Source organism: Stenotrophomonas sp. S49, from assembly GCF_016624905.1.
Lineage (GTDB): Bacteria > Pseudomonadota > Gammaproteobacteria > Xanthomonadales > Xanthomonadaceae > Stenotrophomonas.
In genome coordinates this window covers 23,981-36,660 of record NZ_JACVUD010000035.1, presented here as the reverse complement: position 1 = coordinate 36,660, position 12,680 = coordinate 23,981, and the positions used below count along the sequence as shown (strand labels likewise).

General features: G+C 68.3%; 7 protein-coding genes. 4 read left to right on the top strand and 3 right to left on the bottom strand.

What is annotated here, in order from left to right; translation table 11 throughout:
• Window positions 1-59: 59 nt before the first annotated feature.
• The 3 genes from IAE58_RS09820 to IAE58_RS09810 are packed head-to-tail and all read right to left on the bottom strand — an operon-like array spanning window position 60 to window position 3,576.
• Window positions 60-971: a BPSS1780 family membrane protein gene (locus tag IAE58_RS09820; protein WP_199933140.1), complete on the bottom strand. Its 912-nt coding sequence runs from the start codon at window positions 969-971 to the stop codon at window positions 60-62.
• Window positions 972-1,022: 51 nt separating this feature from the next.
• Window positions 1,023-1,769, bottom strand: a complete 747-nt coding sequence (locus tag IAE58_RS09815) for a glutamine amidotransferase (protein ID WP_199933139.1) — start codon at window positions 1,767-1,769, stop codon at window positions 1,023-1,025.
• Window positions 1,741-3,576, bottom strand: coding sequence for a GspE/PulE family protein (locus IAE58_RS09810; RefSeq protein WP_199933138.1), 1,836 nt, complete (start codon window positions 3,574-3,576; stop codon window positions 1,741-1,743). The genes IAE58_RS09815 and IAE58_RS09810 overlap by 29 nt, the downstream gene beginning before the upstream one ends.
• An 83-nt stretch (window positions 3,577-3,659) precedes the next feature.
• Between IAE58_RS09810 and glyQ the strand changes: the two genes are divergently transcribed.
• The 4 genes from glyQ (at window position 3,660) to IAE58_RS09790 (ending at window position 12,556) form a co-directional block, all read left to right on the top strand.
• A complete protein-coding gene (gene glyQ / locus IAE58_RS09805) occupies window positions 3,660-4,571 on the top strand; it encodes a glycine--tRNA ligase subunit alpha (RefSeq protein ID WP_079224358.1) in 912 nt (303 codons plus the stop codon).
• A gap of 71 nt (window positions 4,572-4,642) precedes the next feature.
• Entirely contained in the window at window positions 4,643-6,718 is a 2,076-nt protein-coding gene (gene glyS, locus IAE58_RS09800) for a glycine--tRNA ligase subunit beta (RefSeq protein ID WP_199933137.1), read from the top strand.
• Between the two features lie 175 nt (window positions 6,719-6,893).
• Entirely contained in the window at window positions 6,894-8,690 is a 1,797-nt protein-coding gene (locus tag IAE58_RS09795) for an autotransporter assembly complex family protein (protein WP_199933136.1), read from the top strand.
• Complete coding sequence (locus IAE58_RS09790; protein WP_199933135.1) at window positions 8,687-12,556, top strand: translocation/assembly module TamB domain-containing protein; 3,870 nt, start codon at window positions 8,687-8,689, stop codon at window positions 12,554-12,556. The genes IAE58_RS09795 and IAE58_RS09790 overlap by 4 nt, the downstream gene beginning before the upstream one ends.
• Window positions 12,557-12,680 lie beyond the last annotated feature (124 nt).

Below are 12,680 nucleotides of genomic sequence, written 5' to 3'. Positions count from 1 at the left end.
CGGGACGCCGAGGTGGCCCTCGGCAGCCCCTGACAAGACAGTTGCTACTGCGGTGCAGCTCAGGCGTGGAAGACGTCGTTGGCCGGCGGCGTGGCCGGGATCGGCGGCACCGCGCGGCTGCCACGGTGCACGAACATCTGCTTCCAGGCCGCGTACACGGCGCCTACGTACAGCGGCATCAGCACGGTGGTCAGCACCAGCTGGGCGATGAACGCGGCAGCCAGCGGGCCGCCGATCAGCATGGCCAGCTGGATGACGATGACGAAGGCGATGTAGCCGCAGAACAGCGCGATCACGCCCAGCAGCGCGAACACCACCATCGCCCCCAGGTTTTCCACGCAGCCCTGCAGGCTCAGGCGCAGCGCGTGCATGCCGCTCTGCTTGTCGAACACCACCAGCGCCGGCTGGGTGAACATGGCCAGGGTCAGGCCGATGGCCGTGATGAACACCAGCAGCAGCCACAGCGCGATGCGCTTGGCCGGCAGGTTGGCCACCAGGGCGGCGGCATCATCGGGGCTGATCTGCTGCCCGCTCTGGCCGATCTCTTCCATCCGCTTCATGACCTCGCTGAAGGCGGCAAAGCCCTCGCGGCCGATCATCAGGTACAGCAGCACGCCCAGCAGCAGCACCGCCAGCACCTGGATCGCCAGCGGCACCAGCAGGTGGCTGACACGGTGGTCGCGGATCGGCTGCAGCAGGTGCGTGGCCAGGCCCGGGCGGCCTTCGTCGATCTCGCCCACGGCGTACAGCATGCCGCCGAACATGATGGGCGAGATGGCCAGGGTCATCAGCTGCACCGCCAGCCCCGCCACGCCCGGAATGAGCGTGGACAGCAGGGTGACCACCCAGCTGACCAGCATCCAGGTCAGGCCGATCCGGGCCAGCTGCAGCGGCGCACGCCGGTACAGGGAGAACGTATCCAGCAACCACTGGGCGCCCGCCGAAGCCGGCAGCTTGCGAATCTCTTTCATGGACATCCGGGAAGGACAGTAAGGGGGCCGGGCCGGGGCCCGTGCCGCCGATTATCCCTGTTTTGCCACCTGCTGGGCTGAAGACAGCCGGGCCTGGCGCACGAAACGGCGCAGCAGCTGGCGCGCCAGCGGTGCCGCGCTGACCGCCCGTTCCACGCTGCGTGCGCAGCCGCCGTGGCGGCCGATGCAGTCGGCGCGGGCGCGCACGTAGCCGCGCATGTGGTGGGTGGCGAATTCGGGATGGAACTGCACGCCCCAGGCCTGCCGGCCCCAGCGGAAGGCATGGCAGCCATCCAGCGGCGAGCGGGCCAGCACCGCGGCACCTTCCGGCGCACGCAGCACGGTCTGCAGGTGGGTGGCGTGGGCGGCGAAATGGCGCGGCAGCCCGCTGAACAACGGGTCCTCGGCGGCGGCCGGGTCCAGCTCCAGTTCGATCGTGCCCGATTCGCGCCCGGCCGGGTTGTAGGCCACTTCCCCGCCCAGTGCATGGGCCAGCAGCTGGTGGCCGTAGCAGATGCCGAACACCGGCACGCCATCATGGGCGGCCGCACGCAGCCAGGCCGCGCTGCGCTCGCTCCATTCGGCACGGTCGGTCACGTAGGCGGCCGAACCGCTGACCAGCACGCCGGCGAAGCCACGTGCGTCGGGCAGGGCGGCACCGTGTTCGACATCGACCACCACGGTCTGCCGTTCGTCCAGGCCGGCGGCCACGCGGATCCAGTGCGGAAAGCGCCCGTAACGGCGCAGGGTCGGCACCGGGCGGCCGGTTTCAAGGATCAGGAAGGGCGCTGGATTCATCCGGGGGCGGCAGGACTGACAGGACTTCCTCGATTGTAGTCAGCCCCTGCGCCACCTTTTCAAGCCCAGCCTGGCGCAGGGTTCGCAATCCTTCAGCACGCGCGGCCCGGCTGAAACCGGCCAGATCCATGTCCGCGCGGATCAGCCCGCGCAGGCGCGAGCCCAATGGCAGCAACTCATACAGCCCGATGCGGCCGAGGAAACCGGTGCGCCGGCACTCCAGGCAACCGACCGGCCGACAGGGCGTGGCGGCATCTGGATATGCTGCATGGCCATCAGCCAGCACCGCCCAATCGGCCGGTCCCAGCGTGTGCGGCTGCTTGCAGTGCGGGCACAGCGTGCGCACCAGGCGCTGGGCCAGGATGCCGTTCACGGTGGAGGCCAGCAGGTAGTGCGGCACGCCGATGTCGAGCAGCCGGGTGATGGCCGAGGGCGCGTCGTTGGTGTGCAGGGTGGACAGCACCAGATGGCCGGTGAGCGAGGCCTGCACCGCCATCTGCGCGGTTTCCAGGTCGCGGATCTCGCCGATCATGATGATGTCCGGGTCCTGCCGCAGCAGGGTGCGCACGCCCGCGGCGAAATCCAGGTCGATGTTGGTCTGCACCTGCATCTGGTTGAACTCGGCGGCGATCATCTCGATCGGGTCTTCCACCGTGCACACGTTCACGTCCGGCGTGGCCAGCCGCTTCAGGGTGGAATACAGGGTGGTGGTCTTGCCCGAACCGGTCGGCCCGGTGACCAGCACGATGCCGTGCGGGCGCTCCACCAGCGCGTTCCAGCCGGCCGCTTCCTGCGGGCTGAAGCCGAGCTGGTCGATGCTCTTGAAGGCCGCATCGGGGTCGAAGATGCGCATCACGCACTTCTCGCCGAAGGCGGTGGGCATGGTCGACAGGCGCATTTCGACTTCGCGCCCGCCCGGCGAGCGGGTCTTGATGCGGCCGTCCTGCGGGCGCCGGCGCTCGGCCAGATCCATGCGCCCCAGCACCTTGATGCGGCTGACCACGGCGGTCATCACCGCCGGCGGCACCTCGAACACCTTGTGCAGCACGCCATCGATGCGGAAGCGCATGCGCCCCATCTCGCGGCGCGGTTCCAGGTGGATGTCCGACGCGCGCTGTTCGTAGGCGTACTGCAGCAGCCAATCGACGATGTGCACGATGTGCTGGTCGTCGGCGTTGACGTCGCCGGTGCGGCCCAGCTCCACCAGCTGTTCGAAGCTGGGCAGGGTGGCGTTGGCTTCGCCGCGCACGTCGCCGCGGGCCCCGCGCACCGAGCGGGTCACGCCGAAGAACTCCATCGTGTAGCGGTGCAGGTCCAGCGGGTTGACCACCGCCAGTTCGATCTGGCGCCGGGTCAGGTGCTGCAGGTCGCGGCGCCATTCCTGCGCCAGCGGTTCGCTGGTGGCCACCAGCACCCGTTCGCTGTCCACCGCCAGTGGCAGGAAGCGATGGCGGCGCGCATAGGCGTGCGAGGCCACGGCGGTCACGCTGGCCACGTCCACCCGGGTCGGGTCGATGCGCAGGTAGCGGCAGCCGCTACGCTGGGCCAGCCATTCGGTCAGCCGTTCCAGGCTCAGTTCGCCGCCGCTGCTGGCCGCCAGTTTCAGGTTCGACAGCAGCACCAGCGGATGCACTTCGCTGGCATTGCGCGCGCCCTGTGCGGAAAAGCGCACGCGCTCGCGGTCCTGTGGCGCGACCAGGCCATCGGCCAGCACGGCGGCAGCCACCTGCTCGAACTGCAGCCGCCCTGGCGGCAGCGGTACCGCGGCCGAATCACCCGAACTCCCCACCGGCAGCCGGTGATCCATCTGCCTGCTCCTCCCGGGTACGGAATGCCCCGCAGGTCGGCCGTTATACTAGCGCACCCCTCAGCCGGCCAAGAATCGTCCGCATGTCCGCGACCCCGACCGTACCGATCACCTTCCAGGGCCTGATCCAGACCCTGAACCAGTTCTGGGCCCAGCAGGGCTGCGTGCTCATCCAGCCGCTCGACCTGGAGGTGGGCGCCGGTACGTTCCACCCGGCCACCTTCCTGCGTGCGATCGGCCCGGAAGGCTGGAATGCGGCCTACGTGCAGCCCTCGCGCCGCCCCACCGACGGCCGTTACGGCGAGAACCCCAACCGCCTGCAGCGCTACTACCAGTACCAGGTGGCGATGAAGCCGGCGCCGGACAACATCCAGCAGCTGTACCTGGATTCGCTGAAGGCACTGGGCATCGACCCGCTGGTGCACGACCTGCGCTTCGTGGAAGACAACTGGGAATCGCCGACCCTGGGTGCCTGGGGCCTGGGCTGGGAAGTCTGGCTCAACGGCATGGAAGTGACCCAGTTCACCTACTTCCAGCAGGCCGGTGGCCTGGAGTGCCGCCCGGTGCTGGGCGAGATCACCTACGGTCTCGAGCGCCTGTGCATGTACCTGCAGAACTGCGACAACGTCTACGACCTGGTCTGGACCTACGGCCCGGACGGCCAGCCGGTGACCTACGGCGACGTGTACCACCAGAACGAGGTGGAGCAGAGCACCTATAACTTCGAACACGCCGACGTGGAAGAGATGTTCCACCGCTTCGATGCGTGTGAGCGCGAGGCGCAGAAGCTGGTGGAAGTGAACCTGCCGCTGCCGGCCTACGAGCAGGTAATGAAGGCCAGCCACACCTTCAACCTGCTGGATGCGCGCCGCGCGATCAGCGTGACCGAACGCCAGCGCTACATCCTGCGCGTGCGCGCGCTGGCCCAGGCGGTGGCCAAGGCCTACTACGAGCAGCGCGAGAAGCTGGGCTTCCCGGGCGCGAAGAAGGCCTGAGGGCCGCGCTTTCCACTACTTCCGGGCGCCGGACGCGTTGCGCGCTGCGCCCCCACCACAGGATTGAAACGATGAGCCATCTGTCCCCCCTGCTGATCGAACTGGGCACCGAAGAGCTGCCGGTGAAGGCACTGCCGGGCCTGGCCCAGGCCTTCTTCGATGGCGTTGTCGACGGCCTGCGCAAGCGCGGCGTCGAGCTGGAACTGGGCGATGCACGCCCGCTGTCGACCCCGCGCCGCCTGGCCGTGCTGCTGCCCGGCGTCGGCCTGGAACAGCCCGAACAGCGTTCGGAAGTGCTGGGCCCGTACCTGAACATCGCGCTGGACGCCGAAGGCCAGCCGACCAAGGCCCTGCAGGGCTTCGCGGCCAAGGCCGGGATCGACTGGACCGCACTGGAAAAGACCAGCGACAACAAGGGCGAGCGCTTCGTCCACCGTGCGGTGAGCCCGGGCGCACGCACCGCTGCGCTGCTGCCGGAGATCCTGCGCGAGGCCATCGCCGCGATGCCGATTCCCAAGCCGATGCGCTGGGGCGACCACGACTGGGGCTTCGCCCGCCCGGCGCACTGGCTGGTGCTGCTGCACGGCGCGGACATCGTCGAGGCCGAGCTGTTCGGCCTGAAGGCCGACCGCATGAGCCGCGGCCACCGCTTCCACCACGACAAGACTGTGTGGCTGAGCCAGCCGCAGGACTACGTGGAGTCGCTGCGCGCGGCCAAGGTGCTGGTCGACCCGGCCGAGCGCCGCGCGCGCATCGTTGCCGAGGTCGAGGCCGCTGCTGGCCAGGCCGGTGGCAGCGCCCGCATCACCGAGGACAACCTGGAGCAGGTGGTGAACCTGGTCGAGTGGCCCTCGGCGGTGCTGTGCAGCTTCGAGCGCGCGTTCCTGGCGGTGCCGCAGGAAGCGCTGATCGAGACGATGGAGATCAACCAGAAGTTCTTCCCGGTGCTGGACGACAGCGGCAAGCTGACCGAGAAGTTCATCGGCATCGCCAACATCGAATCGAAGGACGTGGCCGAAGTGGCCAAGGGCTACGAGCGCGTGATCCGCCCGCGTTTCGCCGATGCCAAGTTCTTCTTCGACGAAGACCTGAAGCAGGGCCTGGACGCGATGGGCGAGGGCCTGAAGACGGTGACCTACCAGGCCAAGCTGGGCAGCGTGGCCGACAAGGTGGCGCGCGTGTCGGCGCTGGCCGAGGTGATCGCGCCGCAGGTCGGAGCCGACCCGGTGCTGGCCAAGCGTGCCGCACAGCTGGCCAAGAACGACCTGCAGTCGCGCATGGTCAATGAATTCCCGGAACTGCAGGGCATCGCCGGCCGCCACTACGCCGTGGCCGGTGGCGAATCGCCGGAGGTGGCGCTGGCCATCGACGAGGCCTACCAGCCGCGCTTCGGTGGCGATGACATCGCACTGTCGCCGCTGGGCAAGGTGCTGGCCATTGCCGAGCGCGTGGATACCCTGGCCGGTGGTTTCGCCGCAGGCCTGAAGCCGACCGGCAACAAGGACCCGTTCGCCCTGCGCCGCAACGCGCTGGGCCTGGCCCGCACCATCATCGAAAGCGGTTTCGAGCTGGACCTGCGCGCGCTGCTGGCCAGCGCCAACGCCGGCCTGGCCGCGCGCAATGTGCAGGCCGACGTGGGTGAGCTGTACGACTTCATCCTGGACCGCCTGAAGGGCTATTACAGCGACAAGGGCGTGCCGGCCACCCACTTCAACGCCGTGGCCGAACTGAAGCCGGCCTCGCTGTATGACTTCGACCGTCGCCTTGACGCAATCGGCACGTTTGCCGCGCTGCCGGAAGCCGAGGCGCTGGCAGCGGCCAACAAGCGCATCCGCAATATCCTCCGCAAGGCCGAAGGCGACATCCCGGGCCAGATCGATGCCTCGCTGCTGCAGGAAGACGCCGAGCGCGCGCTGGCCGAGGCCGTGACCGCGGCCATCGACGACACCGGCGCCAGCCTGCACCACAAGGATTACGTGGCCGTGCTGGCGCGCCTGGCCCGCCTGCGCCCGCAGGTCGATGCCTTCTTCGATGGCGTGATGGTCAATGCCGAAGACCTGGCCCTGCGTGGCAACCGACTGGCGCTGCTGACCCTGCTGGGCGAGCGCCTGGGCAAGGTGGCGGCGATCGAACATCTGTCGAGCTGACGGGGCCGCCCCCCATCCACGCATGGCGTGGGTCTACTGGAACAGGTAGCGCCGGGCCATGCCCGGCGTTCCCTTTTTCGTGCCGATGATGCGCACAAAGGCGCGCATTTTGACTGCCACTTAACAACCGATCCCGATTCGCGCGCAGCATTTCGCATCGTCACGCGCGGTCGGTATGCTGTGCCGCATGCAGCCAAAGAACTACGCCCTGCCCCTGGTGCTCCTGTCCTTCGCCGTGGCCTCGTCCGCCCACGCGCGCGGCACCATCGACAAGGTGGAAATCAAGGGATTGGACAAGGGCGACGACGCCGAGATGATCGAGAACATCGAGGTCTCGCTGTCGCTCTATGAAACCATCGGCAAGGAACAGGGCGAATCGCGCCTGGAATACCTGCTTTCGCAGGCCGAGCGGCAGACCCGCCATGCACTGGAGCCCTTTGGTTACTACAACCCGGTGATCACCGTGGAGGCGCCACGCCAGGACGAACACCTGCGGGTGGTGATCCACGTGGAAAAGGGCCCGCCGGTAACCGTGCGCCGCGAGCACATCGACATCACCGGCCCGGCCACCTACGACCAGTACCTGCAGGATGACCTGGCCGCGTTCAAGCCGCGCAAGGGCCAGCGCTTCGAACATACCCAGTACGAAGCCAGCAAGATCACCGTGACCCGGCGCCTGGCCGAGCGCGGCTACTTCGATGCCGACTACACCCAGCGCCAGGTGCAGATCACCCGCGCCGAGAACGCCGCCGACATCGACCTGACCTGGGACAGCGGCCGCCGCTACAACATGGGCCCGGTGCGCTTCGAGCAGGATTACTTCGTCGACAAGCTGTTCGACCCGCTGGTGTACTGGGAACAGGGCAGCTACTTCCACGAAGGCAAGCTGGACCGCCTGCGCGAATCGCTGACCAAGCTGGACTACTTCAGCGTGATCGACATCCAGCCGCGGCCGGACCAGGCCGACGACAATGGCGAAGTGCCGATTGACGTGAAGCTGACCCGCGCCAAGCGCACCATCTACACCGCTGGTCTGAGCTACGGTAGTGAAAGTGGCGCCGGTGTGCGCGGCGGCGTGGAGCGGCGGTTCCTGAACAGCCGCGGCCACAAGATGAACACCCAGCTGGACTATGCGCAGAAGCGCAAGAGCCTGGTCAGCACCTACCGCGTACCGGCGTTCAAGTGGCTGGATGGCTGGTATGGACTGACCGCCAGCGCCTATGACGAGCAGACCGACTACATCGATCTGCGCAACTTCAAGCTGATCGCCAGCCGCAGTGGCGAGATCAACGAACACTGGACGGCCATCGCCTCGATCAACGCGCTGCGCGAGCGCTGGCGCTACGCCTCGGGCACCGAGTTCACCGATGCGGTGTACAACACCTCCACGCTGGTCTACCCGCAGCTGGTGGCCGACTACGTGAACGTGGACGATGAATTGTTTCCGCGCAGCGGCGTGAGTGGCAGCGCCACCCTGCGCGGCGGCGTGGAGGGTGCCGGCTCGGACACCAGCTTCGTGCAGGCCAACCTGCTGCTGCGCTGGTACATCCCCATTGGTGAAAGCAACCGCCTGATCCTGCGCGGCGAAGGCGGCACCACCTGGACCAGCGACCTGGTGGCCATGCCGCCCAGCCTGCGCTTCTTCGCCGGTGGCGACCGCAGCATCCGCGGCTATGCCTTCCGCGAAGTCGGCCCGCGCACGCCGGCGCCGGACAAGTACGCGCTGGGTGCGAAGAACCTGGTGATCGGCTCGGCCGAGTACGAGCACTATTTCAACGGCGGCCCATGGGGCGCGGCGGTATTTGTCGATACCGGCAGTGCGTTCGACAACACCATTGACCTGCACACCGGCGTCGGCTTCGGCGTGCGCTGGAAATCGCCGGTGGGCCCGGTGCGCGTGGATATCGCGCACGGCCTGAACAATCCGGATTCGCAGTTCCAGCTGTACCTGAACATCGGAGCGGACCTGTGAGCGCGCCCACGCCGAATCCGCCGGCGGGCAGCCCGCCGCCGCGCGTGCGTTTCTACCGTCGCCGCCGCTTCTGGGCGTGGTCGGGGGGGGGCGTGCTGGGCCTGGTGCTGCTGGCGCTGCTGGCGGTCTACTGGCTGCTGCAGACCGTGGCCGGCCGCGACGTGCTGCTGGCGCAGGTGGTGGCGCGGCTGCCGGTGGGCGCCAGCTTCACCTGGGACAAGGTGGATGGCCCGGTCGCCGGCCCGCTGACCCTGTACAACGTCGATTTCCGCTACGACGACATCCATTTCCACGCCGAGCGTGCGCACCTGGAACCGGACCTGCGCCCCCTGCTGGGCCGCAAGCTGCTGTTGGACCGGCTGGAGCTGACCAACGCGACCTTGAACCTGGCCAAGAGCGATGAGCCGTTCGAGATGCCGTCGTGGCCCGATTCACTGCCGCAGATCGAGATGCCGCTGGCCATCCAGGCCGATGTGATTGCCATCGACGGCTTCCGCATCACCCAGGCCAACGAGCCGCTGATCGACGTCGCCCGCGTACGCGGCGGCATCGAGATCGCGAACGGCGAATTCCAGGCCCGGCAACTGGTGGTGGACAGCGACATGGGCGATTTCACGGCCCAGGGGCGCTACATTCCGGCCAAGGATTACGACACCGACGTGACCGTGACCGCCGTGCTGCCGGCCCCGCGCGGTCGCACCGCCGCCACCCTGGGCCTGGTTGCACGCGGCAACCTGGCGCACATGGAAGTGGGCGTGGCCGGCCGCGCGCCCAAGCCGTTGCGGGCCATGCTGGTGTTCGACGGCCGCACCGATCCGACGTGGAGCGCCAGCGTGCGCAGCGATGAGCTGGATCTGGCGCTGCTGTCGCCGGCGCTGGCCGCATCGGCCATCGCACCGCTGTCGCTGGATTTCACCGCCGCCGGCAAGGGCGGCCAGGCCAACCTGCACGGGAAACTGAAGCAGGGGGCACAGGAAGTGGAGCTGGCGCCTTCGGTGGTATCGCTGCAAAACCAGGTGCTGAAGGTGTCGCCGCTGGTGCTGAAGGGTCTGGGCGGTGAAGCCCGCCTGCAGGGCACCGCCGATTTCAGCAACCCGGACCAGCAGACCCTGAATTTCTCGGTGATTGCGCGGAACCTGACCTGGGTGCCCGAGCCCGACCCGAACACCGCCGGCAGTGCGCCGGTGCCGGTCACCCTGCAGGAAGCGCGCTTCGGCCTGGCCGGCACGCTGAAGGCATGGGCGGCGATCGGCCGTGCGCAGATCGAGCGCGAGCAGAAACGTGCCGACCTGCGCTTCGACGTACGCGGCAACGACCAGTCCGCTTCGATCCGCGAGCTGGTGGCGCAGACCCCTGGTGGCCAGTTGCAGGTGGAAGGCCAGGTGGCCTGGGCACCGCAGCTGGACTGGGATGCCAAGGCCAGCCTGAAGGACTTCGACCCGGGCTACTTCCTGCCGGGCTGGGACGGTCGGCTGTCGGGCAACCTTGCCTCGAAGGGCCGCCAGGTGCCGCCGCCGGCCAGCGCCGCCGCAGGTACGGCGCCCACCCTGGAAGCCACCGTCGATCTGCCTGCACTGAAGGGCACCCTGCGCCAGCGCAACGTGGATGCCAAAGGCAAGTTCGCGCTGCAGGGCGCGCAGGGCCAGGGTGAACTGGCGCTGGCGATCGGCAGCAGCCGGGTCACCGCCAAGGGCAAGGTGGGCGACCGCCTGGATATCGATGCGCGCTTCGAGCCGCTGCAGCTGAGTGATCTGCTGCCGGGTGCCGATGGCGGCCTGCGCGGCCAGGTGCAGGTGACCGGCCCGCGCGATGCGCCGGACATCCGTGCCGATCTGGTGGGCAACAACATCAACTGGGATGGCTACGGCGCGCAGAGCCTGAGCATCCAGGGCAACCTGCCGTGGCGCGGCGACGCCGGCCGCCTGTCGATCCAGGGCCAGCAGGTCAATGCCGGCATGCTGCTTGAACGCCTGGCCATCGACGCGCAGGGCAGCGTGTCCAACCTGCGCCTGAGCGCGCAGACCCACAACGAACTGGGCGCGATCGACCTTCAGGGCAGCGTGCGCCAGCAGGGCGAGCAATGGCGGGGTGAACTGTCCACCCTGCGCATCGCGCCGGTGAAGGGCGATGCCTGGGCGTTGCGTGCGCCGGCCGCCTTCGCGGTGAACGGCGGCACCTACACGCTGGCCGATACCTGCCTGGCCGCGGCCACCGGCGGCGCCCTGTGCGCGCAGGCCAACTGGCCGCGCGACGGGCTGGTGGTGCGCGGTGATGCCTTGCCGCTGTCGCTGGTGCAGCCGTGGTTGCCGCCGCAGTCGGGGCGCCGCATCTACCTGCGTGGCGAACTGACACTGGATGCGCAGATCCGCCCGCGCGGCAACGCCTGGGAGGGCCACGTGGAAGTGCGTTCGCCGGAAGGCGGGGTGCGCCTGGGCGAGAACCGCAACACCGGCACCGGCGCCAATGCCAACCGTGGTGAACTGGCGCGCTACGACCAGTTCTCGGTGAAGCTGGACATGACCCCGGCCAGCATCAAGGGCTACCTGGGCCTGGGCTTCCAGGGCAACGGCTTCGTCGACGCGAAATTCCAGACCGGCTGGGAGGCCAGCGCGCCGTTGAACGGCGAGCTGTACCTGAACATGTCGCGGCTGTACTGGCTGGAGCTGTTCTCGCCGGACATCGTGCGCCCCACCGGCCTGATCGAAGGCCACGTGAGCCTGCGCGGCACGCGTGGCCAGCCGTCGCTGGGCGGCGACGCGCAGCTGAGCAACTTCAAGGGTGAATTCCCGGCGCTGGGCCTGACCCTCGACCAGGGCAAGGGCAGCTTCGTCGCCCAGCCCGATGGCTCGGCCAAGATCACCGCGCAGGCCAATTCGGGGCAGGGCACGCTGTACGTGGACGGCGGTCTATCCTGGTTCGGCGATGCGCAGCCGCTGCAGCTGAAGATCCATGGCGAGAACGTGCTGGTGTCCAACACGAGCGAACTGCGCATCATTGCCAACCCGAACCTCGATTTCACCCTGGCCAAGGCCGCGATGGAACTGCGCGGCACCGTGCACGTGCCCGAGGCCGACATCGATCTGGAACGCCTGGACCGCGGCACGTCGGTGTCCGAAGACGTGGTGGTGCTGGACCCGGCCGATCCGGAGGAATCGCGCACCTCGCCGCTGGACATGGACCTGACGGTCAGCCTGGGCGACAAGGTGAAGATGACCGGGTTCGGCCTGAAGGGCGCGCTGACCGGCAAGATGCAGGTGTGGGCGCGGCCGGGCCGCGAGATGACCGCCAATGGCGGCCTGGAAGTCAGTGGCCGCTACAAGGCCTATGGCCAGGACCTGACCATCACCCGCGGCAACCTCAACTGGAACTACAACGCGGTGTCCGACCCGCGCATCAACATCCGCGCCGAGCGCCGCATTGGCGATGTCACCGCGGGCATCGATGTGACCGGGCGCGCCCAGCAACCCCGTGCCGATGTCTGGTCCGACCCGGCCATGTCGCAGTCCGAAGCCCTGGCCTACCTGGTGCTGGGCCGCAGCCTGACCAATGCCAGCAGTGACCAGACCCAGCAGGTCACCGCCGCCTCGGCCGCGCTGTCGGCCGGCAGCGGCCTGCTGGCCTCGCAGCTGGGCGCCAAGCTGGGCCTGGATGATGCCGGGGTCAGCCAATCGCGCGCGCTGGGCGGTTCGGTGATTGGTTTTGGCAAGTACATTTCGCCCAAGCTGTACGTGGGCTACGGCGTATCGATGGTCGGCAGCGGTTCGGTGCTGACGCTGAAATACCTGCTCAGCCGCGGCTTCGACGTGGAAGTGGAATCGAGCACGGTGGAAAACCGCGGCTCGCTGAACTGGCGCCGCGAGAAGTAGAGCCACGCCATGCCGGGGTCAGATCCCTTTCAACGAAAGGGCTCTGACCCCGGGTGCGACGCCGCCACCCAACCATCGGCCGTTGCCCCGGCCTGCCCCAGCGGCTATGGTCCCCGGCTGTTCT